The following is a 22,529-nucleotide window of genomic DNA, read 5'->3' as shown; positions in this document are numbered from 1 at the left end:
AATCAGATAGACATATGGGAAGTAGAGGGGGAACATTGTGCGGGATGATCGATGGTAAAACTGTCACTCCCGCTTCCTTTGAAATGCTTAGGACCCAGTAGGTGCTCAGAAATTGAGGTCGTTAGGAAAGTACATCTAGATTGGAAATTCTTTGCGATCGCAGTAGAGTCGTTTCCGCATTCGACAGGAGAGTGACTTAAATAAAGGGGGGGCAGGCCTGGCATTGACACATCGTTCGTATTTTTCGCCCATGCTGCCCCTCTGTTCCCCTTCCAATCTGTGGTTTTTTTGTGGGTTTTTCTAGGGTATTTCAGGGCAATGATGGGGTATGCTCTCCTATGACGCCTCTGCGAAAGCGCACCAAATGGAGGCCTCAAATTGGTTCGAGTCCAATCGTGCCTACCAGTATTCTCGGGGTTTGCGGGGATGCTGGGACAAATTCGGGACAAATTCGAATTTGTTTGTATGTGAATATCGGTGAAATGGAAACGCAGTACGGCTTCCATTTTTGCTTTCTCCCTCCCGCGATCCGCGGAATAAATCCACTTAGCGTACACAGTAAAAAGCATCTTGGCATTGGCATGTCCCATCTGCCTGCTGATGTATGTCGGGTTCACGCCAGCCATTAAAGCTGTTGTCGCATAGGTATGCCGGGTTTGGTAAGCGCGGCGCATCCGAATCCCCAGGCGCTTCAGTGTTGGCCTCCAATAATGGTCACGCTGGCTGCGTTCATCGTGCCACGGGCGAAGGGTGACCGGATTTTCAAATATTTCATCCGACTTCAGGAACGTAAAGGCTTTTTGGGCTTGCAGAACGGTCATTGCTCTCTCGACTAGGTCGACGTCGCGGATTTCATGTGTCTTCAGGCTCTTGAGCTGCCCCTTGAAAGTCCGAGCCCGTTCAACGCGTGCGGTGCCGTGATTCCAATCGACATCACCCCAACGCAAAGCAATCAGTTCCTCGGGCCGCATGCCGGTCATGAAAGCAAATTCAAAATAGTTCGCTATTCGCAGGTCGTAGTGCTCCCGCATATGAGAAAGAATCCATTCCATCTCTTCTGTCGACAGAGGGTCCGGCACGGCCTTTTGGTGCTTTCCGTTCTCGATGCCTTGCATCGGATTTACCAGGTGGCTGATCTCGCGTCCGGCAAGCGCAAAAACGCCCCTGAGCGGAATTAGGTAGTTATTGCAAAGCTTAGCGCTTGGCCACGGGTGAGAGCCCACCACTGCGGCGATTTTGCCGTAGCTGAGCGACTCGATCGCGCTGTCGGCGCCGAGTTTGCTTTGCCAAAATTTCAGTGCGAGTGAGTACTGAGATAATGTGGCTGCAGCGAGTCGTCCCTTGGTCTGGAGCCACAGATCGCTCATCGCCTCAAATGACCTTACTACGGAGCCCATTTTTTCGGCGTTGGGTGAATTCGGGAAAAACTCACCATAGACAAAGCTGCCGAGCTCCATCTTGCGTTTGATTTGCTCAACCATCCGCTCGGCGAATTTGATATTCGGTGCAGTTGGTTTTAGGTCGAGCGTTTCCCGGCAACGAATCCCTCGCCAAGTAAACGACACGCGAATAGCTGATTCGCGAATCTCTATACCGCTGCCTTTACGCCCTCTACCCATTTGTAATACTCCTGCATATTCATTGTTATGTGGCCATCCGGCGCGCGCCGATAATGTGTGCCCTCGATCCAGACGCCATCCTCGATTTTTCGCCTGACAGCTTTATCTGTGTAGCCAGTCAGCGACGAAAAAACGTGGATAAGAACCCATCTTACCTGTACAGCGGGGCTGTCCATCATTTCACCCAGCCTTTCAAGTGACGAGGGCGGATTTTTGTATTTCCATTAAGAAATTGTTGTTCTTTCATGCTACGATTCCTCCCAAAACAGGGGGAGTGAATGGCTCAAGCGTCCAAACAAAATATGACGAAACCAGCGGAAAAGAGCGATTGGGAAGATAGGTATCTGGAGAGTCATCGCATCGAAACGTTCAAATCGACCATTTCGCTTTCTACGGAGATCGTCAAATACCTGACTTTGCTCAATGGCGGGGCGGTGGCCGGCATGCTGACGACGCTCGATAAGCTCACCAAGATTTTGTCGGTCGGCACAATTCGCTGGGCTGTGGCATGTTTTGTCGTTGGGCTCGTATTTAATGGCTTCGGTGTTTTTGCGCTTTATTTCTCCCAGACGGTCGCGTACAAGGAGTTTTCCATAAGACCAGATAGGCCTAGCCAGCGCAGGCAGTTGATTGGAGCGGCCATGTTTCATGTTTTTAGTTTGATGTTTTTTTGCTTTGGAGCGCTCATAGCTGTGGGAGGACTTCATTCCTGAGGCCGACGCCGTTTTATGCTGAAATTTTTGGTGCCATTGGTTGATTAGGATTATTTCTTTGAACGCAATAAGGGGCCATATATGAAATACGGATATGCAGTCGAGCAAAATGCCGATGGACGTTGGCAATGGTTTGTAATAGGTGCCAACGAAGATTTTGCTAGTGGTAGTTTCGGTGGCAGTCTGATTAGCTTCGCTACGAAAGAGGCAGCGGAAACCGATTTTCATCAGCATGCCACTGGAGAACGCGACACATATGGGAGAGTTATTCGCCCCAAGGCCGAAATTCAGAATTTGGTCCGTACCGCGGCCGAAGCTACTCCTGAATGCGCTGATCACGAATTCGGAGAAGTTTACTGGCATGAGCGCGATGCCAGCGGATGCAACTGGGACATACGAGTGTTGATTTGCGCCGAAAACTGACCCACTTAGCTGGATAATTTGCATCGAAAATTGACCCACGTATAGACCACAATCCTACTCAATATAGTGAGTGGGAGATTGGAGTGATCGACGTGGCATTATTAGGCATTATTCGACGCTGGCACCTTCGTGACCAGGTCTCCTTGAGGGAGATCGCCAGGCGCTTGGGGATCTCCAGAAACACCGTCAGACGCTATCTACGCTCAGAAATCGTAGAGCCGGCTTATCGGGATCGACGCACTCCCAGTGCTCTTGATCAGTACGCCTTCAAACTTTCATCCTGGCTTAAAACCGAAGCGACAAAGTCTCGAAAACAGCGGCGCAGCTTAAAACAGATCCATGCTGATTTATGTGAGCTAGGCTTTGAAGGATCCTACGACCGGGTTGCCGCCTTTGCGCGACAGTGGCGAGTGGATCAGTTGTAAGCGTCGCTCCGCGACCGTCTTGACGTATTCAAGAAGGAGAATTACCCCTTCAGTCGCCGGATGCGCAAGTTTGCGGAGTTGATATCGAATCCTTCCGGATCGAATGCGCCGCCGACCCAGCGCAACATGTCGATATGCTGCTCATGTTTGGGATCAGCGATGGCGTTGACGAATTCACCGTAGCCAGGGATTCCGCCGACGTCCTCCGGGGGGCAAGCGCGTTGACCAGCCACGCAAAGCGAACCCTTCCATGCAGGATTTGCGTCTTGCACATTCTCCACCACCACCCGGTGCAGCCAATCGTCGCCGAAATCGTATTCGTAGACGAATTCGCGTATGTTCCCGGCAAGCACGGACGATAGCTTGATTCCCTTCTCGTCGATCAGCGTCATGTCGCCATACGGATCAGGTTCGCCATACTGTTCAGCATCGATATGAAATTGATGCAAGTGAGAATTGGTCCAGCCCATGGCGCCCTGGATGGCGCGATGTAGTTTAGGCAAGGTGATCGTGGTCGGCACCAGCAAGCGGCGCCAGATCAAAGGCTCAATACGCGTCAGTTCGAGACGCAAACTATAGTAGTTTGTCGGTAGGCTCATGCCGAAATTATAAAGCAGTGTGACGACGCAAAGAACCGTGCGTCAATCGCGAAGTTTAAACAGCGAGATGCGCTGGGACGGCCAGCATCGATGCGACATTCCAAGGCAGGAATTCGTCAACTCGATTGACCGGATGGTCAGCGATGTGCGTGAGCACATGACGCAGATACGCTTCGGGATCAATGCCGTTTAACTTGGCAGTGCCGATCAGCGTATAGATCGCTGCGGCCCGCTCCCCACCGCTGTCGGCTCCAGCAAACAGGTAGTTGCGTCGTCCAATCGCAATTGCGCGCAGCGCACGTTCGGCAGCCGAATTATCAATCTCGACGATTCCGTCGTCACAATAGCGCGTCAGCGCTGGCCACAAGTTCAGGGCATACATGATCGCCGCCGTCGTATCGGATTTGCGCGATAGCGTTCCCAGGATGGCTCGCAACCAGGCCTCTAAGTCATCCAGCAATGGACGCGATCTTGCGCGGCGCACCGACAAGCGCTCATCGGGCGGCTGGCCCCGAATGTCCGCTTCAATCACGTACAACTCTCCGATACGGCGCAGGGCCTCGGCCGTTACTGCCGACGGCCGCGCATCGTGCAGATCGAAGAATTTGCGCCGGGCATGCGCCCAACAAGCTGCTTCGTGGATGCGACCGGTCTCATAGACGGCGTTGAAGCCGGCATAAGCATCAGCCTGCAGGATGCCGGCAAAGGGAATCAAATGTGTCTGCGCATGGATGCCTTTGCGGTCCGGCGTATAGGCGAACCAGACAGCCGGCGGGATCGTTGCGCCGGAAGGCCTGTCATCGCGCACATAGGTCCACAATCGGCCCGTCTTGGTCTTGCCATTGCCCGGGGCCAGTACCGGTACCGGCGTATCGTCGGCATGCAGTTTATGACCGGCCATGACGTGGTGGCGTACCGCATCGACCAGAGGACGCAGCAGATTGCTGGAGGCACCGACCCAGTCGGCCAATAGCGACCGGCTCAATTCCACACCCTCACGGGCATAGATCACAGATTGCCGGTACAACGGCAAATGATCGGCAAACTTCGATACCAGAACATGGGCCAGCAGGCCGGGACCGGCCATGCCGCGTTCGATGGGCCGGCTCGGCGCCGGAGCTTGCACGATGCTATCGCAGCAGGCGCAAGCCAGTTTGGGACGAATATGGCGGATCACCTTGAAGCTGGCGGGAATGAATTCCAGTTGCTCTGATACATTTTCGCCTAACTGACGCAGCTCACCGCCACAATCGGGGCAGGCGACAGCGTCGGGCCTGTAAACCTTCTCTTCGCGGGGCAGATGCGATGGCAATGGCTTGCGCTCCGGACGGGTACGTATGGCACGCCCGCGACGCTCCATCTCTACAGCGGCCTCTTCCTCATCGGCCTGCAAATCTTCCAGTTTTAATTCCAGTTGTTCGATCTGGCGATCGAGCTTCTCGGATTTACGACCGAACTGCATGCGTTTGAGTTTGGCGATGAACAATTTGAGTTGTTCGATCTCGACCTTGCGGCCAGATAGTTCTTCACGCAGGGCTTCGACCATGTCGTCGCGCTCGCGGATCATGGCTTTTAAGGCGTCGATATCGTCAGGGAGGGCGGCGTGCGAGGGCATGTCGGTAGTTTACGTAAAGGCGGGGATGTTTACAAGCCTGACTGGGGGCGTTGAGTACGTTCCGGACGCCGCCAGTCTATCCCTTCGATGAGCATTGATAGCTGTGCCTGACTCAGATGCACGGTGCCGTTGCGTGCCTGCGGCCAGACAAAGTATCCGCGTTCCAGGCGCTTGGCGAGCAAACAAAGGCCATCGCCGGTCCACCACAGCAGCTTGACGATATCGCCGCGCCGGCCACGGAACACAAAAACATGGCCGCTGAACGGATCTTCTTCCAGCGCAGTCTGCACCTTGGCAGCGAGTCCATTGAAGCCGCAGCGCATGTCGGTTACGCCGGCGACAATCCAGATGCGTGTTCCTGCTGGCAGGCCGATCATGCGCTGAGATGTTCCAGGACCATGCGCAGTGCGCCGGGATCGACAGCACCAGTCAGGCAAACTCGACCTTTCGGGAGGTGCAGCTCGATGGTCCCGGTTGCCGTGATCGGTGATTCTGCTACGGCGGGCATCACTGCTACATCGGTGTGGCTGAGCATGACCGGAATGAGCGTCGAGGCGATAGACTCTGAATGTCGTTTGCCCTGATACTCCCGCATCCATTTGAATACCTGGTTAGTATTAAGATCATGGGCGCGGGCAACACGGGAGACGGAAGCGCCGGGTGCCAGAGCCTCTTCGGTAATGGCCTTCTTCTGCGTGGCCGTAAAGCTCCGACGTTTCGGTTTCGTTGGTTTGGGTTCGGGCGGTATGTAAGGCATAGTGTCCACTATCGATAGCGGACACCATCGTCGCGGATCATAAAGTCAGTGTCCAGACGGCGGTGAGACGACGCTTACGATCAGTTGGATAGGGTCAATTCTGCAAGCAAAGGGACAATCTTGGACGAGTTGGGCTATCTCCCCTTTAGTCAGTCTGGAGGAGCTCTTTTATTCCATTTGATCAGTAAGCTCTATGAACGAACTAGCCTTATCATCACAACAAATCTTGGTTTTTCAGAATGGGGCGCTGTATTTGGTGACCCAAAAATGACGACAGCATTGCTTGATCGACTTACCCATCACTGTCATATTATTGAAACGGGAAACGACAGCTATCGTTTTAAAAATAGCTCAACACAAACAACAGAAAGGGAGGGGAAGACCCATTTAGTCTCTATGTAACCCAAAAATCGTAATTAAGAATGGGTCAGTATTCGATACAAAATACGGGTCAGTATTCAATGCAATTCAACAAATACCGCCCAATTAAAGTTATTTTAGCAATATTTCTCATTTGCAAACTATCGAGTTTTCTGTGATGATGAGCAATTGGCAATTTATATAGAGCTACTTATGTTGCGGAAAATTGTTGTTGTGGGAGATCCACCCACAACTGGTGGTGAAATCCTTCCAAATGGAAATAGTACATTTTCCGTGGGCGACGCTGGGCACAAGGCTGCGTTGATTGGTGGGCAGGTCCAATGCCTTGGCTGTAAAAGCGTTGGCATCATCGCTAAAGCCGGTGGTCCTCGTAGGATGCAATTCATGGGTGAGGTGGCGCTTGAGAACGACATTGTCATTTGCAAATGTCCTGTGCACCCGAAGCTCGTTGCAAATCTCCATCAAACGATGATGTACGACGATGGGGCGACGTCGCTCGGGGGACAATCCTCATCGGCGGCCTCTGTCACTGCAGCTGTCGCTGTTGGAGTTGTCGCCGCTGCTGTCATCGCAGAGAAATCTGTAGAACCACCGCATGACGAGCTGGTTCAGCTCATGGGACCTGAGCCTAATAATTTGGCAGGTATGTTTTATCGCATCGAGATCAACGACGGCCGTGTGTTTTCTGGAACCGTACCGGAGAACGGTGAAATGCCGCGCATCGGTACGGCCGGTCCGGATAGCTACGACGTATATTGGGGTGATGAGGCATTAGCCCGAGGAGATGATGAATGACGCAAGTGCCTGCAACAGGGAAACATTCCGTCAAGACAAACACGACCCCTGATTCTCGGGTATGCCTGCAGGTTCAAGCAATCACGTTTCAGCAACTGTGGGATAACTACGTCACTGGCTCACCATATGACGATCCTACAGGCGCCTATTCGAATCAATGCGCGATCCGGATGAGTGCGACGTTCCATAAGGTCGGCGTCGACATGAAGTCGTTTTCGCAAAAAGTAGTTCCGCCGGCGAAGGGAAAGGCTAGCATTGGCCGCATTTTGCTAGACGGGAAGGCGACTGCTACCCGGGCGGATGAACTGGCGGCATGGCTAACGAAAGTCCCGTTCTGCGGATTGCCGGCCAAACCAGAAGACATCACCGGCAAGGATTGGGAAAGCAAAGTCAAAGGGCGGACTGGTATCATCGCATTTTCTGGGTATTGGACGCGAGGGAAAGAGTCCGCGGCTGACGCTAGCGGTGGCCATATCGACCTTTGGAATGGGAAGCGTTTGACCATCAGCGGTCCCGTCGATTCGATCGCGACAATTGGGCGCTATCTTGGTATGCGTTCTCTGTTTGCGGGGACCGATTATGGTTGGTCTGACCTTGCTGGATCCAAGCAAATTTTATTTTGGGAAGTCAAATGATCAAGCGCGCGACATTAACTATTTCATTTGCGATTCTTGGTTTTTTTAGTTTTCTGGCTTGGGCGGTCATTGACTCTAATATTTGTTCCGCATATCCAAATTTGTGTACGCCGCGGCCGGGGACGTGTACTGAGATAGATCACTGCCCAACCTCGCTTCACATGATCATGGGACTAGTTTTATTTGTATTTGGTCCTCCGATAGTATTTGCCATTACCGGTTTTGTGTTGAGCAAGAAGAACCGGACAATAAGGCTGTGGCTTGCGTGCGCTGTGATCGCTGTTCTCGTGCATTGGCTTTTCACTTTTGTTGGAGTTCGGCTACTGAAATTATGATTTCTCGCCTAAAGAGATCTGGTTCGTCGCTACCGTTTCTCGGTTTGGCATCACGTTGATCGGCTGGGGTATGTTGCGGTTCCAGCTTCTTGTTATAGGCTGGTATATTTGTCAAATCAATATTCGATCATAGGGATGTCATATGAGTTTTCCACAGTGCCGCGGTAAATCGAACAGAATGAATTTAACCAAAGCCTACGATGTGACGCCTGTGGCGCATGTGATGTTGCTGCCAGGGCAGAAATTTGAAGGCTGTTGTGAAGTGATTGAAACTGAATGCTATACCTTTTCTTATGCCAACAAATCTGATCCGAACGATGTTGGTCTGTTCCATGTAGGGAAACACTGTGCCGATGATTTTATAAATTTCTCTGGAAAAGAGGCGCCTCCGTTGTTTAACCCTTTAACCTCTATCGGTGCTCGTGTCCCTAGAGTTCCAGGCATCCCAGGAATAGGTGGAGTTAATCAACTTTGTGCGCTTAACAAAGAAATTTATGAGGCGATAAGCATTTTGACGTTAGCGTGGGGCCCTCCGAAAGCTCCACTTCAAAAATTTCTGACCTATCTGTCAACTTATCCGTCAACATCAATGTCAGATTCAGACGTGCAACATCTGAACAATATTATTGGAAAAGTAACTGGCCGCACGCTGACTGGAATTATCGCGCAACTAGGTCAGGGCCTTCCTAATCTGCGCACATTTAATTTTCCTCGGGTGGGGATAATTTTGGCTGCTCACGCGAAACCAAACAATTTCTAGCTTGTAGATGCAGACATAAAAAAGCCCACTGCGAAGAATGGGCTTATTTTTTTAGGGCTGCGTAGAATTCCTTCTTACTTACTCCAGCCTGTTTTGACATGAAGTCGATCAGGATTTGACTAAATGGGGCTTTAGGGCAGTCAACCGTTACTTTCCAAAACCCTTTTTCAGTTCTTTTTACCCATTGCTCGTGAGATGTTGATTTTTGATCACGGAGTTCAAAACCCAATATTTTTAATATCTTTTTTACATCTTTACATGTGAGGGGCGGATAAATACTACTCAAGATTAGGCAGGAACTAATGGCATAGTGCGCCGAAAGGCCTTATGCTGCTTATCTTGGCGCCTAAAAATCTTGCAATAAATTCTGCCCGCCCACCACTTTGCCCAATATTTCAGTGGCGCGCGACGAGAGATGAGGAGAGGTGCAAATTCCTGATCTTCATCTTGGGCTTCTCTTAGGTATTCTTTAATTTGACCTTCGAGAAGTTGCTTCGCTTCCTCGATAGAATCGGCTTGTGCGGCAAGTGAAAAATCAAGGCAAACCAACGACCATTGCCCATCCCTTTGCTCACCGTAGATTTTCAGAAGCAAACTGCGTGCTTTCATGACGTACTCCGGTTGATGTTTTTTAAAGCTTGCGTTAATAACGCTATTTGGCAAATGATAGCACAATAAAATTTTGTGCTTATTCCCTATAGTAAAAAAAGTCAACAAAAAATCCCCTTCGTTTTTAAGGGACAAATTCTGCTTAGCAAACTACTCGAATTAGTGCGCGAAATACTACAAGGGTTTCAGCCATGCCCTATAGCACATGTGGCTTGACATCGAAATTTCTCCGCAAGCAGCGCGACCTAGCCAATATTTGGGGGCGAGTGAAAATTGCCATTTTGAAATTGTTCTTTCTTTGTTGTGGTATATATGTCAATATTGATGATTATTGGTTAACGACAATAAATTGGCATGTACAGATTTTTTGAATCCCTCCTTAAAAAAATGGCGGCCAGTTTTCGTAGCATATCCAGGGCGACGGAAAATGAAATGTCGCCTGAGGATTGGTATGGAGATGTGTAGTTGGTGGTTCGGGGAAGCTTTGCGGATATTGACGGATATGTGTTCAATGATGACGAGGTAGCGTAATGACAGAACAATCAGCTCAAATATTTCTAACTGAAGCCCAAGTTGATGAGTTGACTGGAATTCGTCGTGGTGTTCATGGAGTGAGCAAATACGTCAAACAATGTGCTTTCCTGCGTGGCAAGGGGATTGCATTCTGGGACAATGCCAGAGGTCGTCCAATCGTGCCGCTTGCCGCTATCGAAGGGCGTAAGGTTGAAACTCCGCGCAAGACCTGGGAGCCCAAAATAACTGGGACAAATTCCGGGGCAAATTAGGGAAATGCAGGGATATGGAGGGGAGCCCCTTCCTATGAGCCTTTCTTTTTCTTGGGTGTAGCACTGTTAGTAGGTTTGGTTTGTAGTGGTCTAATTTGCCCGGACACCTCGATAGGTGGACAATCCACCATCCGAGGAGATTTGCATGACAAGGCAACGCCGCAATTTCGATCTCAGCTTCAAGCTTGAGGTCGTCAAAATGATCAAAGAACAGGGACTCAGTGTTCAACACGTATGCGAGAGCATGAGCATTGGCCCGACCGCCGTGCGTCGCTGGATAGAGCAGTACGATGCCGAGCAATCCGGCCAGGCAGGTATTGGCAAACCGCTGACACCCGAGCAACAACGAATCAGGCAGTTGGAGCAGGAGAACCGCCAACTGCGAGGCGATGTAGAAATCTTAAAAAAGGCCTCGGCCTTCTTTGCCCGCGAGCTGAAATGAGTTTTCGACTGATCGACGAGCTGCAAACGAAGGCCATCCCTGTCGCACAGAGCTGTCGTGTGCTGGGCGTTAGCCGTTCCGGTTTTTACGAAGCGAAGCGCCGCGCTACCGCGCCGGTTGTTTGCAAAGCGAGTGTCTATATACGAGCTGCTTTCGTGGCAAGTCACCAGAGCTATGGCAGCCGCCGTATGGTGACGGAGCTGTCAAACCGCGGCATTACGGCCGGGCGTTTCAAGGTTCGTCGGTTGATGCGCCAGGCGGGCTTAAAGCCAGTCTGGAAGCGCAAGTTCATTCACACTACCGACAGCAAGCATGATCTGCCGATCGCAGCCAACGTGCTGGACCGCCAGTTCAATCCGGTAGCGCCAAACAAGGCCTACGTCTCCGACATCACCTACGTGCGGACTGGCGCCGGCTGGCTGTACCTGGCGGTGGTGATCGACCTGTTCTCGCGCAAGGTGGTTGGCTGGGCTATGGCGCCGAGCATGCCGGCCAAGCTGGTCTGTGACGCCTTGCACATGGCGGTTCAACAGCGGCGGCCAGGCAAAGGATTGGTCGTCCACTCAGACCGTGGCAGCCAATATGCAAGTGCCCAGTACCAAGCAGTGCTAGCCAGTCACGGTTTCATCTGCAGCATGAGCCGCAAAGGCAACTGCTGGGACAATGCAGTTGCCGAACGCTTCTTCCTGAATCTCAAAATGGAACGGGTGTGGCAGCGCCAATATGCCAATCACGCGGAGGCCAAGATCGATATCGCCGCTTACATCGTCGGCTTCTACAACAACGAACGTCTACATTCAGTTCTGGGCAATCTGCCGCCCTCCGTCTACGAACGGAACATGGCAGCAAAAAAACCTATCGCCGTGTCCGAATTTACTTGACCACTACAGTTCGAGTCCAATCGTACCTACCAGTATTTTTAGTTCTTGGGGACATTCCGGGGACATTTATCACTGGCAGTGAATTAAGTTAAAAAGCCCGTCTTGTAAAAGATGGGTTTTTTTCGTCTATTACACCGACATTTTCCGTTCGCTTGCCGCTGCCGCTTGTTCAAGTGCGGCTTCCGTTTTAGCCTTTTCTCGTCTCCGGCCAGCTGTGTCGGCCAGCCATCAGTGCTGTAGTGGCATATGTGTGTCTGGTCTGATGCGGTCGCCGCATCCTTATTCCGAGACGCTTCAATGCCGGCTGCCAGTAATGGTCGCGCTGACTGCGGTCATCGTGCCATGGCCTCCCCCGTGACAGGATTTTCAAAGATCTCTGCCCGTTTCATATAAGTAAACCGTTTTTGGGCTTGCAGCATATTCATGGCTCGATCAAGCAAATCGACATCGCGGACCTCACTCGTTTTCTGATCCTTGGGACCACCTTTGAACGGTTTTGCTCGTGAAGCGCAAACGGTCCGATCGTTCCGGTCAATCTCATCCGAGACGCCGGCTAGTACTGGCTGGAATAAACCTAGATGGCAATCGCATCATGTGAATAGTATTTCGTAGTGAAGCGAACCGTCCGCCGTCAAGTCCAGACGATGGAGTCGTTGCTCCATAGGAGATATTCTCATCTATTCAAGCGATGCCGCAATAAGTTGCCAGAATGAAATTTTTCTCATAAACTTTGATGCCACCTTAAAGGAGCTCAAGTAAATGCTAAATCATGCAATTAAAATTACTCGTCACTTGAACATCCGGTACCGTCTCCTGAGCTGTCTAGGGTTGGTGCTCATTCAGGCAGCCTGCGCGAGCTATCAGTACATCCCTCCAGCCACGGATACAGGGCGCCAATGTGTGGCAACCTGCGAACTTGGACAACAGTCGTGTATGGCTAATGCTCAGCAGACTGCCGCGAGTGCGTCGCATAGCTGCGAAATGAATCGCGCGTATGCGCTAGATCGGTGCCTTGACCACGCGTCTTCACAAGCTGACAGGCAGAGCTGTAATAACTCGGCATCAGCCAATTACTGCGGCAGATCCGTAAGTCCCTACGAATGTGAACCGCAGTATCGCAGGTGCTTTACCGCGTGCGGAGGGCAGGCAATTGAGAAATAATCGGACACAATAATTTACAGCTAAGAGGGCGGCTAAAGTGAAACGGCTCTTGCGTACGACGATGTAAAAACAGCAAATGAGAGAATCGGATATGCCCAGCAAGAGGGGTTCGCTTGTTTAGAAAGATTTCCTGAGAGTTTGTTGCTGACATTTGCGTTGCCAGGAGCACTATGTGGCTTTGTCTCTTCAGCGTGGGCTATTCTTACAGGCCCACCAATTGACTAGTAACTTTGCATTCGGTTGGGCGTCGGCCAAAACCGATTAATCAGAGAATCTCATATGTGTTGTTCAATTCGATGTTGAAGGTCTGCTTGAGGTGGGCGTGACCGGCCGCAAAGGGGCGTGAGCTACCTATCGCTTGCGGCTGCAATCGGCCAGATAAGCGCTTTCCTCCATAACGGCCATTGACTCATGATGGGCAATATTTTTCTGCACTGGTATCTTCGAGTACAGCAGTCAGCAGCAGCTGTAAAAAGACTTCTAACGCCATGTAGCTCAATCAAGAGGACGTGATGAGTCAATTGAAAGACGTCAAAAAAATTTTGTTCGTCGGCCAACAGCCGGAAACTGTCGACTTCTCGGACCCAGCATTACCGCCAGGCTTCAATGCAGAGAAGATTCATGCCGGCATTGCTGTTGGCATGCAGCAGATGGCAGATCGTGGTTGGCATGCGGATCTCTGCCTGGTGCGACCGGACGAATCTGCCACCGTGGCGCTCGAGAATCAACTCGCCGGCACAACCTATGATTGCGTTGTAATTGGCGGTGGAATCCGAATCCCTCCCAAGAGCCTGCTGCTCTTTGAAAGGCTTCTGAACAGCGTTCACAAATCGGCTCCCAAGACATCTATCGCTTTCAATACAGTGCCCCAAGACACTGCGGACGCGGCTGGTCGATGGTTCGAAACTGAATGACGAATTCACGCTATTCAGTTATTTCCTAGTTGCGCGGGCCCTAGATGACTTTCGCAAAGGCAGCTTTGAGATGAATTGAGTCTGTCGCAGCTGGTTAAAAACGGCCGCAGCAAGACCTTCCTCACGGTGCGCGATTTCGGTTGGCTAACTCTTTGCATGCCTTTTTACGATCTAATCAGCAACGCACTGCGACGAGAATGCTGGATTTAACCCTCTCGATCAGCAACGCATTCATCGAACCACGCCACCAACGTGTGGCCAGCGCCTTATGGCGCGGATGGCCGACAATAATGAGATCGATGCCCAAAGCATCAGCCAGCGCACCGATGACCTCGACTGGTTCACCCATCTGCAGATGAGGCGTCACATCGAGTCCTGCAGACGCCATCAGAGCCCGGCCACACTCCAACTCCTGCTCCATCATCTGCCGCTTAGTAGTGAATGCAATCTCAGGCGCATAGCCGCCAGCCATGCCATACGGCGAAAGCTGAACTACCGCCAGCAAATGAAGTTCTGTCGAAGATGGCGGGTTGATACGAATACATTCATGCAGCGCGGATAGACTCTCTGGTGCGCCGTTATAGGCAACCAAAATTTTCTTGTACATGACGTCCTCCTGCTTTGATCGACCGATTGCATACGAATGGATCAAGCGATAGGGGTATTGTGCGCCCTTTTCAGAGTGCACATAGCATCAAGGCATATTCCGGGTGGGAACCCTCGACGAATATGAAATCCAGTTCACCGATATTTTCGACCAGATCGTCGCCTATACCGCCGGTACGCCGACCGACGTAGTCAATCATGACGTACTAAAGGCCAAGTAAATTGACCGCATAACAATTTTATGATGTTATCCGATTCATACGCCCAGCCTGGTTGCGAATGTCATTCGTAATGCGCAATACTGGGATCTTGCAAATCCAGGTCGAGGATTTACCGATGCTCAGCTTGACGAATTGCTTCGAGTTTAGCGAACGGCCACATACTAAAACTGGATTATTTGTGATGGCTGGAACCGACGGCTTTCCGATGCGCTACCTTTGCTCCATATCCTGCACTGTAGATGCGGACCGTCAATTGGCGTATTTCTCGACACCATTAAAAAAAGGAATCACGCATGACGCCCCCGATCAGCCTTGCCTATCCCACGCCCTTCGAACTCGGCAATGGCAACCAGACCTCCACCTGGGCCGAATGCATCGCCTTCTACGAGCGGCTGGCCGAGCGATTCCCGGGTGTGCTGCGATGGTGGCGGATCGGCACGTCCGACACTGGCCTGCCGATGCACGCCGGCCTGGTCACGGCAGACGGCGTGTTCGACCGCGACACCTTGCGCGCGCAGGGTCGCCCTGTGTTTTTCAACAACAACGGTATCCATCCCGGCGAGCCCGAAGGCATCGATGCCTGCATGGCGCTGGTGCGCGACCTCTGCCTTGAGCCCGAGCGGCTGGCGGCGCTCGGCGATACGGTGTTCCTTTTCATCCCGGTCTACAACGTCGACGGCTGCGTGAACCGCCAATCCAGCTCACGGGCGAACCAGCTCGGCCCCGAGGCGTTCGGCTTTCGGGGCAACGGCCGGCACCTCGACCTGAACCGCGACTTCATCAAGTGCGACAGCCTGGCCTCCCAGGTGTTCAACCGCTTCTTCAACGCCTGGGACCCGGATGTGATGGTCGACACCCACACCTCCAACGGCGCCGACTACGCCTACACCATGACCCTGATCCCGACCCAGCCCGACAAGCTGGGCGGTGGCCTGGGCGACTTCCTGCGCGAGCGCATGCTGCCCGCCATCTACGGCGACATGCAGAGGCGCGGCTGGCCGACTTGTCCCTACGTCAACCTGCTGGCCGAGACGCCGGACGACGGCATCGAAGATTTTCTCGATCTGCCGCGCTTCTCCACGGGCTACGCCGCGCTGCACCACACCATCGGCTTCATGCCCGAGACCCACATGCTCAAGCCCTTCGCCGACCGCGTGGCCGCGATGCGCACGCTGGTCGAGGTGGTGCTGGACTTCAGCGTGGCGCAAGCGGGGCGCATTCAGCAACTGCGGCGCGATTCGCGGGCCGGCGCCGCACGCCGCACACAGTGGCCGCTGCGCTGGCGCAACGACCACGAGCGTCCAGCGCGCCTTCGCTTCAAGGGCTACGCGGCGGTGCGTACGCCGAGCCGGCTGGGCGACTATCAGCGGCTCGCCTACGACCGCAGCCAGCCGTGGGAGAAGGACATCGTCCACTTCGACCGTTGTGTCGAGGAACTGGTGGTGACGGCGCCGAAAGCCTACCTGGTACCCCAGGCCTGGCGCGAGGTGATCGAGCGGCTGGAGTGGAACGGCGTCGTGCTGCAGCGCCTGGACGCCGACCGACTGTTCGATGCGGCCCGGGTGTACCGGGTGCTGGAGGTCGGCACGCGCGCGACCGCCTACGAGGGCCACATGTTCCATGACCGGGTGCTGCTGAGCACGCACACCGAGGCCATCCAGGCGCGCGCGGGTGACGTGCTGGTGCCTCTCGACCAGCCCCAGGCCCGCTACGCGGTCGAGACCCTGGAGCCCGAAGCGCACGACAGCTTCTTCCGCTGGGGGTTCTTCAACAGCGTGCTGGAGAGGAAGCAGGCCTCCATCTCAGCCTATGTCTTCGAGGACACGGCCTTGCAGATGCTGGCCGACGAGCCGGCGTTGCGGCAGGCGTTCGACGAATGGAAGGCCGCGCATCCGGCGCAACTGTCCGATCCGCAAGCGGTGCTCTGGTTTCTGTTCACCCACGGCCGGCGCCATGCCGAGCCGGAATGGCGGCGCTATCCGGTGCCAGCGTTGATTTAGTCAAAAATCTCCCACGCGATGCGAACGCGTCGCGGGCGATCACCGAGCGATGTCAAACACCAGTGAACTCGAAATGGTGTTGCGCCTGTCGATGGCCGCGGCGTTCGGCAGCGTGATCGGCTTCGAACGCGAAGAGCACCGACCTTCGCATCGACATTGGCGAGATCGTGTTCTTGGTTGGCCCTTCGGGGTTCGGGAAGTCCACCTTGTTGGATTGTGTCAATGCACTCGAGACCATCAGCGAATTGCCGACGCTGCTCAATAGCCGCATCGGGGAATTGCTGCCGCATCACTGGATATCGGCCGACTATTTTTTGCCATCATGGGAAGGTCAAGTCCAAACCGAGCATCCTGGCAAGGACGAAGGTGACGAGCACCAGACCCAAGAGCGATAGCACGAAGACCACGGCCACCTTGCCGCCCGCGCGTAGCACCGCGCGCTTCTCCCTCTCCTTCCTCCCTTGATCGTAATGCCACTTGACGGCAAAGTACATGCCTGTGCCGAGCACGAGAACTTTGAACGTAACTAAGACTATAGGGATCCAATCCATCATTTTGAGTATTTCCAAGCTATTACGTGACACTATTTATCGTGAGGAGCACTACCTTAAAACGCTGCTTCAGCAGCTTCATTTGTTGTTCAAACCATCCACTTAGGCATCCTGCTTGAATCTTTCATTACATCTATCTATGAAATAAGAATGGCGTCAAGCGGAGCGATTTGCCGAATCCAGATGAGAGAGGAGAATACGTCAACGACTGCCTTGCACAGATGGTGTTGCTGCACGTCCTGAGACATACTACTTAAAAGCAATTTCCATACATCGAGACAAAATGTCCCAGTTGAAAAACGTACAAGATGAAAATTTGCCAATCTGGTTGCCACGATTGGCCGTGCATGGCGGGCCACGTTTTTTGCAGATTGCGGATGCGATGCAGGCGGCAGTGGTAGAAGGATCGCTGAAACCGGGTGACCGTCTACCTCCGCAGCGCCTGTTGGCAGCACAGCTGGACGTCGACCTGACGACGATCACGCGCGCATACGACGAAGCCAGACGCCGCAACTTGCTGGAGGGCCGCGGCGCTCGAGGCACTTATGTCGCGGCGCCGAAAGTCGAATTGAACGCTATCCTCGACCTCAGCATGAATATCCCGCCACCTCCGGATGGCGTGGACTTCGACGACATGTTGAAACAAGGTTTGTCTCAAGTACTGATGAGGGCAGATAATGAATTGCTGATGACTTACCACTTGGCCGGGGGAAGCGACTCCGACCGTAAGGCTGGAGCCAAATGGCTAGCACCGATGTTTGGACATCTGGATTCTCGACAGGTTGTTGTCTGTCCGGGTGCGCAAGCGGCGATCGCCGCATTGATCCTTGCGCTGACGGAGCCTGGCGATGTCATCCTGGCAGAACCAATGAGTTATCCCGGCTTGCGTGCCGCAGCGACCCAATTCGGCCGGCACGTCATTGCGGTGAAAGCGGACAAGCACGGGATGGTGCCTGAGATGCTTGATGAAGCGTGCCGCCAGCACAAGCCTGGGCTGGTTTACCTCAATCCGACATTACAGAACCCGACCGCCGTCACCATTCCGGAACGCCGACGCAAGGAGCTCGCCAGCATCGCGAAGCGCTGCAATGTACGCATCGTCGAGGACGATCCCTACTGGCTCCTTGCCGATGCCCCGCCACCACCTATTGCCACGTTTGCCCCGGAACAGGTGTACTATATCTCAACCCTGTCGAAATGCCTGACGCCCGGCTTGCGTGTCGCCTTCGTGCTAATACGCGCCCCGCACGAACGCGAACGTTTCCTGGTCGCGCTAAGATCATTTGCGCTGATGGTCGCTCCTCTGACGGCTGCACTGGCCACTCAGTGGATACTCGACGGTTCGGCTGACAGATTGATGGAAGGCGTACGCAACGAGGCGCGCCTGCGCCACTGGATGGCTCGGGATATTCTGGCGGGGCGGTACAGCGGCTTTGGTGACGGCCTGCATGTATGGCTCGAGTTACCGGGGTATTGGAACTCCTCACAGCTTGCGCGTGCAGCCGGCAGCGAGGGCATCGCGGTCACGCCGGCGGAGGCCTTCGCAACTGGCAGCGGATCAGTGAATGCAATTCGGATCTCTTTGGGGTGCATCAAGGACCGTGGACGCTTACAGGCGGGTCTTCAACGGCTGTCTCATCTGCTTGCGCGGCGGCCCGAGTCGTTCAGCGCTGCTGTGGTTTAACTGTCCAGGAAACACTGTGCTTCATCCGGGAGCTCTCTCAATGCGGTCGCACATTGGTTTGCTGCCTCAGTGTTTATTTATCGTGAGATCACGCGCGAAAGTGAACAGGCTGAATGAAAGCTACGTTAGCCGTGCAGCAAAACGTCCGCTTGTGGACGCAAGCTATCTGTCACCTATGGCTGCAATCGACCAATAGTTGTTGGCCTACCTAAGCGTCTGGCAATCTCTCTCAATGGAACCTGGTCGCGAATGTGCCGGCGTCGAATAATTCCAAGAAGCGCCACGTCATTTACTCCAATCCGCCCCTACTCAACCGAGCTATGTTGCTATTTTGCGGGGGAGTAGGGCGGTTGCTTACTCTACATCAATCGCTGCTTCAAACGCTGCAGGGCACTCCTAAATAAGGCGGGGCGGTCAAGCGCTCGCGACAACACTAAAGCACCTTGGATGCCGCCCACAACTTCCTCAGCCAAGGTTTTTGCAGAGGCAATGTCTTTACCGTTGCGCCGCAGAGCATCTTCCAGCGCCGCAACCCATTCGGCGAAATAATTGCTCACCTTCTTGGCGAATCGGTCTCGCTCGTTGCCCAACGCGAATACGCCTACTATGCATATCTTGCGGCCGGACGAAAAATAGCGGTTCACCTCCCGGAACATATTGTCAATGCCGCTGGATGCATCCGCACTATCGCGTAATGGAACGAACACATGAATACTGAACCACGTGTCGATTTCGCTTAGCACTGCCTCAGCCATTTCCTCTTTTCCACCAGGGAAAAAATGATAGATACTACCTTTGCCAAGTTTCGTTCCCTCGGTAATCCGAGACAAACTGGCCCCTTCAAAACCGTAGGTGCGGAACACCTCCGCCAGCATTGGTATCACGTCAGCGCGTTCCGCCACCATTCTCGCCATATTTTTTCCTTGCCCGTTTCTGTCAATTAGAAGCCAAAGTCGCTCAGCCCTGGATGCTCGATTGGTCTTGGTCCGCTCAAATCCCAGTGGAATTTTCGCTCCGACGCTGAGATCGGCGCTTCGTTGATACAAGCATGGCGCCGACGCATTAAGCCGTCCTCAGCGAATTCCCAGTTCTCGTTACCATAGGCACGATACCACTGCCCCGAATCGTCATGATATTCATAGGCGAAGCGCACGGCAATACGATTGCCGTCAAATGCCCACAATTCCTTGATCAGCCGGTACTCCAGCTCGCGCGTCCACTTCCGGCTCAAAAGTCCAACTATTTCGGCGCGACCTTGGGCAAATTCTGCGCGATTACGCCACCAGCTGTCTTCGGTATAAGCCAGCGCGACCTTTTCGGGATTTCGTGTATTCCAGCCGTCTTCGGCCAGACGAACTTTTTGGATCGCGGTATCGCGATTAAAGGGAGGGAGAGGGGGACGGTTTGACATAGTAATTTTCCTCGCAAGTTAAGTTGTATTTTGTACCGATAGTACTTGTGTTTACCAAGCGGTACAATAAAGTGTATTGGCGCGCAAAATACAATGCAAGAAAATTTTGCGATACAACCATTGATATCGCATTGTTTGCAACTGTGCTCTAAGTTCGCCGCGCCAACTGTACCAGTCGATGGTATTGAAGCTATCGAAGCTATTGGAGATCGACACATTAAAATTAAAGTTCTATGTGAAGATTCTGCGGAAATCGATTTTCTTCTCGGGATGGGGCTCAACGGAGAGAATTTATTGGTTGAATAAACCAGTTGGAAAGTATAAGTACACTAAAAATTCGACTCTACGGACTAATTTCCATCCGCGTATTTCCGTGCAACGGATGTCTAATTTGGAGAAATTCGACCGGCGGCTTTGGGCTGTGGATTCAACCGGTGGGTGCAATCGGTCAAATCTGGTCGTTCACGGACGGCGCCTATTTGATATTGCTTTGGAAGTTTTTGTGCGACAGCATGCGACGTTAAATTCTAGCTCCCGTCTTCAAGCATATGGTATTGACGGGTTAGAATTTGCATGACAGGATTTTCAATTGCGTTAGCCCTACACACCTCTGGAGAAATTATGTTTGACCACGTTAAATTCGGAGTCAGTGACTATGCAGCGAGCAAAGCATTCTTCCTCAAGGCGCTCGAACCGCTCGGCGTAGCTATTGACACGGACTGGCCGCAAACCTGCGGCGTCGAGCTGATTGGTCCAACGAGTAAGGCTTCATTGTGTCTGTACCAAACTGAAGAGAAACCGGCGTGTCTTCACTTGGCGTTCACGGCCAAGAGTCGCCAGCAAGTGGATGCTTTCTATCGCGCAGCTCTTGAGGCAGGTGGCAAAGACAATGGTGCGCCTGGTCTACGCCCGCGCTACCACGCGAACTACTATGCAGCTTTTGTCATTGGTCCGGACGGGCACAACCTCGAAGTGGTTTGCCAAGAACCTGAGGCGTAACGTGCAGTCAATGTTTGAGTGCGGACAGCTGCTACCGGCCAGAAGCAGTCCTTCACAAAGCTGCCAGAACCAAGCATTCGGCCCCATTGGGCGATGGATGTGGCGGTCGATGTATGCGCGGCAGCGCTGAAGGCGGTCGTCAACGCTCGTTCATTTGGGGATGGTAAAACGTGAAATCTGATGTAATGCTAGGATTCTCGACGGGCATTTACTCAAAGGAGAGTTTCCAATGTCGCAGATCATAGAAAAATCGCTGCCTTACACATGCGGGGATAAGCAGCATGTAGGAGTGCTTTTGAGAGCGGCCGATCAGCAACCGACTGCCGCGGTAGTCCTGCTGCCTGATTGGAGAGGACAGAGCGGATTGTCTCGCGATCACGCTCGATATCTGATGCAGCACGGCTGCGTGGTTGCCATTGCCGATCTTTACGGCGACGGGTTTAGCCCCAACGATCCAAGTCAAGTTGGCCCTATGGTCAAGCAGCTACTTGATCATCGGGACGAGGGGGTGAGGGCGCTTGATGCATGCGTGGAAGCGATAAAACCACACCTTTCTCCAGGTATGCCAGTTTATTGCCTGGGCTACAGCGCGGGCGGAATGATTGCGCTCGACTATGGGCGCAGCGGCGCCAAAGTGGCTGGAATTATCGTTTGCTCAGCTCTACTTAAGACTGCGGCGCACGGGATGTCCACGCGAATCTTTGCCCCAGTCTTACTGCTGCAGGGTACTCAGGATGCGGTATCGCCCATGGATGTTGTGAATGCAGTGATCAAAGAGATGGATGAAGCTGGCAACGATTTTCGTTTCGAGCTTTACAGTCAGACCCATCATGCGTTCGACAATCCAGAAGCAGGTACCGATCCCACGGCTCGTTTGGTGTATTCACCAAGTTCTGCCGCGCGCGCGCGTCTGGCGATTGCCGAGTTCTTGCGCGAACCGAAAGATCATTAAAAGGGCTGAGTTGAACTAAATACTTATCTCGTGGCCGACGGGCGTGTTGCCATAGCATTTTTTAGCGGATAACTCCCTTCGTAGAACGGCCGCTTTAAAGAAGTGCGACTGGCTTCTTGAGGTCGCAAGCTGTCTGTCACCTGTGGTTTCGATCGGCCAATAGCGGGCACTAGAGCCCACGAAATCGTCTCACTGAAGCTGCCTTCGCGATGTACGATGGGCTTAGGGCGAAGCTCATCAAGTCGAGCCGGATTGC

The 22,529-nt window shown here is 53.1% G+C and carries 24 protein-coding genes and 2 pseudogenes; 15 read left to right on the top strand and 11 right to left on the bottom strand.

Features of this window, described 5'->3' with window-relative positions; all coding sequences use genetic code 11:
- Positions 1-2: 2 nt before the first annotated feature.
- Positions 3-1,619: a site-specific integrase gene (locus CPter91_RS15960; protein ID WP_082792892.1), complete on the bottom strand. Its 1,617-nt coding sequence runs from the start codon at positions 1,617-1,619 to the stop codon at positions 3-5.
- Positions 1,620-1,897: 278 nt separating this feature from the next.
- On the opposite strand from CPter91_RS15960, the gene CPter91_RS15950 reads away from it, so the two are divergent.
- From CPter91_RS15950 to CPter91_RS25825, 3 genes and pseudogenes are all read left to right on the top strand, one after another.
- Positions 1,898-2,332 carry a hypothetical protein gene (locus CPter91_RS15950; protein ID WP_061941921.1) on the top strand — a complete coding sequence of 145 codons (435 nt, stop codon included), beginning with the start codon at positions 1,898-1,900 and terminating at the stop codon, positions 2,330-2,332.
- An 81-nt stretch (positions 2,333-2,413) separates the two neighbouring features.
- Positions 2,414-2,755: a hypothetical protein gene (locus tag CPter91_RS15945; protein WP_061941920.1), complete on the top strand. Its 342-nt coding sequence runs from the start codon at positions 2,414-2,416 to the stop codon at positions 2,753-2,755.
- An 83-nt stretch (positions 2,756-2,838) separates the two neighbouring features.
- A pseudogene (locus CPter91_RS25825) lies at positions 2,839-3,162 on the top strand (helix-turn-helix domain-containing protein); the annotation flags it as partial.
- A 59-nt stretch (positions 3,163-3,221) separates the two neighbouring features.
- On the opposite strand, the gene CPter91_RS15940 reads toward CPter91_RS25825, so the two are convergent.
- Genes CPter91_RS15940 through tnpA form a run of 4 tightly spaced genes read right to left on the bottom strand, consistent with a single transcriptional unit; the run spans position 3,222 to position 6,151 of the window.
- Positions 3,222-3,779, bottom strand: a complete 558-nt coding sequence (locus CPter91_RS15940; protein ID WP_061941211.1) for a plasmid pRiA4b ORF-3 family protein — start codon at positions 3,777-3,779, stop codon at positions 3,222-3,224.
- Positions 3,780-3,834: 55 nt separating this feature from the next.
- On the bottom strand, positions 3,835-5,394 hold the full coding sequence (gene tnpC, locus CPter91_RS15935) for an IS66 family transposase (protein WP_061941209.1): 1,560 nt from the start codon (positions 5,392-5,394) through the stop codon (positions 3,835-3,837).
- A gap of 29 nt (positions 5,395-5,423) precedes the next feature.
- Entirely contained in the window at positions 5,424-5,771 is a 348-nt protein-coding gene (gene tnpB, locus CPter91_RS15930) for an IS66 family insertion sequence element accessory protein TnpB (RefSeq protein WP_061941207.1), read from the bottom strand.
- Positions 5,768-6,151: an IS66-like element accessory protein TnpA gene (gene tnpA, locus CPter91_RS15925; RefSeq protein WP_150119692.1), complete on the bottom strand. Its 384-nt coding sequence runs from the start codon at positions 6,149-6,151 to the stop codon at positions 5,768-5,770. Before tnpA ends, tnpB begins: the two co-directional genes overlap by 4 nt.
- A 117-nt stretch (positions 6,152-6,268) precedes the next feature.
- On the opposite strand from tnpA, the pseudogene CPter91_RS25820 reads away from it, so the two are divergent.
- From CPter91_RS25820 to CPter91_RS26565, 4 genes and pseudogenes are all read left to right on the top strand, one after another.
- Positions 6,269-6,553: pseudogene (locus tag CPter91_RS25820) on the top strand (ATP-binding protein); the annotation flags it as partial.
- A 147-nt stretch (positions 6,554-6,700) separates the two neighbouring features.
- Positions 6,701-7,327 carry a PAAR domain-containing protein gene (locus CPter91_RS15920; protein ID WP_150119721.1) on the top strand — a complete coding sequence of 209 codons (627 nt, stop codon included), beginning with the start codon at positions 6,701-6,703 and terminating at the stop codon, positions 7,325-7,327.
- Positions 7,324-7,962, top strand: coding sequence for a type VI secretion system amidase effector protein Tae4 (locus CPter91_RS15915; protein WP_061941917.1), 639 nt, complete (start codon positions 7,324-7,326; stop codon positions 7,960-7,962). The genes CPter91_RS15920 and CPter91_RS15915 overlap by 4 nt, the downstream gene beginning before the upstream one ends.
- Before the next feature lie 477 nt (positions 7,963-8,439).
- Positions 8,440-9,057: a hypothetical protein gene (locus tag CPter91_RS26565; RefSeq protein ID WP_150119720.1), complete on the top strand. Its 618-nt coding sequence runs from the start codon at positions 8,440-8,442 to the stop codon at positions 9,055-9,057.
- Between the two features lie 288 nt (positions 9,058-9,345).
- On the opposite strand, the gene CPter91_RS15910 is transcribed toward CPter91_RS26565, so the two are convergent.
- A complete protein-coding gene (locus CPter91_RS15910) occupies positions 9,346-9,666 on the bottom strand; it encodes a hypothetical protein (RefSeq protein WP_061946313.1) in 321 nt (106 codons plus the stop codon).
- Between the two features lie 530 nt (positions 9,667-10,196).
- Between CPter91_RS15910 and CPter91_RS25810 the strand changes: the two genes are divergently transcribed.
- From CPter91_RS25810 to CPter91_RS15895, 3 genes are all read left to right on the top strand, one after another.
- Positions 10,197-10,451, top strand: coding sequence for a DUF4224 domain-containing protein (locus tag CPter91_RS25810; protein ID WP_082792885.1), 255 nt, complete (start codon positions 10,197-10,199; stop codon positions 10,449-10,451).
- A gap of 145 nt (positions 10,452-10,596) precedes the next feature.
- A protein-coding gene (locus CPter91_RS15900) for an IS3 family transposase (protein ID WP_205631609.1) occupies positions 10,597-11,774 on the top strand; the annotation gives its coding sequence in 2 pieces (ribosomal slippage) (positions 10,597-10,864 and positions 10,864-11,774; 1,179 coding nt in all).
- A gap of 1,673 nt (positions 11,775-13,447) precedes the next feature.
- Positions 13,448-13,849: a hypothetical protein gene (locus CPter91_RS15895; RefSeq protein ID WP_061941914.1), complete on the top strand. Its 402-nt coding sequence runs from the start codon at positions 13,448-13,450 to the stop codon at positions 13,847-13,849.
- A gap of 175 nt (positions 13,850-14,024) precedes the next feature.
- On the opposite strand, the gene CPter91_RS15890 is transcribed toward CPter91_RS15895, so the two are convergent.
- Positions 14,025-14,456: a universal stress protein gene (locus tag CPter91_RS15890; RefSeq protein ID WP_061941912.1), complete on the bottom strand. Its 432-nt coding sequence runs from the start codon at positions 14,454-14,456 to the stop codon at positions 14,025-14,027.
- 513 nt (positions 14,457-14,969) lie between these two features.
- Here CPter91_RS15890 and CPter91_RS15885 point away from each other — a divergent pair.
- A complete protein-coding gene (locus tag CPter91_RS15885; protein ID WP_061941911.1) occupies positions 14,970-16,676 on the top strand; it encodes a M14 family zinc carboxypeptidase in 1,707 nt (568 codons plus the stop codon).
- 52 nt (positions 16,677-16,728) lie between these two features.
- Here CPter91_RS15885 and CPter91_RS27760 read toward each other — a convergent pair whose 3' ends face one another.
- Positions 16,729-16,947: a hypothetical protein gene (locus CPter91_RS27760; protein WP_061941909.1), complete on the bottom strand. Its 219-nt coding sequence runs from the start codon at positions 16,945-16,947 to the stop codon at positions 16,729-16,731.
- On the opposite strand from CPter91_RS27760, the gene CPter91_RS27755 reads away from it, so the two are divergent.
- Positions 16,844-17,071, top strand: coding sequence for a hypothetical protein (locus CPter91_RS27755; protein WP_417924821.1), 228 nt, complete (start codon positions 16,844-16,846; stop codon positions 17,069-17,071). The two genes, CPter91_RS27760 and CPter91_RS27755, sit on opposite strands and share 104 nt — an antisense overlap.
- Here the strand turns inward: CPter91_RS27755 and CPter91_RS15875 are convergent.
- Positions 16,997-17,230 (bottom strand): hypothetical protein, encoded by a 234-nt coding sequence (locus CPter91_RS15875; RefSeq protein ID WP_061941907.1) that lies wholly within the window; start codon positions 17,228-17,230, stop codon positions 16,997-16,999. The genes CPter91_RS27755 and CPter91_RS15875 overlap by 75 nt on opposite strands.
- 280 nt (positions 17,231-17,510) lie before the next feature.
- Between CPter91_RS15875 and CPter91_RS15870 the strand changes: the two genes are divergently transcribed.
- Positions 17,511-18,911: an aminotransferase-like domain-containing protein gene (locus CPter91_RS15870; protein WP_061941905.1), complete on the top strand. Its 1,401-nt coding sequence runs from the start codon at positions 17,511-17,513 to the stop codon at positions 18,909-18,911.
- Between the two features lie 359 nt (positions 18,912-19,270).
- On the opposite strand, the gene CPter91_RS15865 is transcribed toward CPter91_RS15870, so the two are convergent.
- Both CPter91_RS15865 and CPter91_RS25800 read right to left on the bottom strand, forming a co-directional pair.
- Positions 19,271-19,825: a TetR/AcrR family transcriptional regulator gene (locus CPter91_RS15865; protein WP_061941904.1), complete on the bottom strand. Its 555-nt coding sequence runs from the start codon at positions 19,823-19,825 to the stop codon at positions 19,271-19,273.
- 26 nt (positions 19,826-19,851) lie between these two features.
- Positions 19,852-20,322, bottom strand: a complete 471-nt coding sequence (locus CPter91_RS25800) for a nuclear transport factor 2 family protein (RefSeq protein ID WP_082792881.1) — start codon at positions 20,320-20,322, stop codon at positions 19,852-19,854.
- A 621-nt stretch (positions 20,323-20,943) separates the two neighbouring features.
- On the opposite strand from CPter91_RS25800, the gene CPter91_RS15855 reads away from it, so the two are divergent.
- Both CPter91_RS15855 and CPter91_RS15850 read left to right on the top strand, forming a co-directional pair.
- Positions 20,944-21,321 carry a VOC family protein gene (locus tag CPter91_RS15855; protein ID WP_061941899.1) on the top strand — a complete coding sequence of 126 codons (378 nt, stop codon included), beginning with the start codon at positions 20,944-20,946 and terminating at the stop codon, positions 21,319-21,321.
- Between the two features lie 229 nt (positions 21,322-21,550).
- Positions 21,551-22,273: a dienelactone hydrolase family protein gene (locus CPter91_RS15850; RefSeq protein ID WP_061941897.1), complete on the top strand. Its 723-nt coding sequence runs from the start codon at positions 21,551-21,553 to the stop codon at positions 22,271-22,273.
- Positions 22,274-22,529: the final 256 nt, after the last annotated feature.

The organism is Collimonas pratensis, from assembly GCF_001584185.1.
GTDB lineage: Bacteria > Pseudomonadota > Gammaproteobacteria > Burkholderiales > Burkholderiaceae_D > Collimonas > Collimonas pratensis.
The sequence above is the reverse complement of the archived record's forward strand: the minus strand, read 5'-3'. Positions and strand labels throughout refer to the sequence as shown.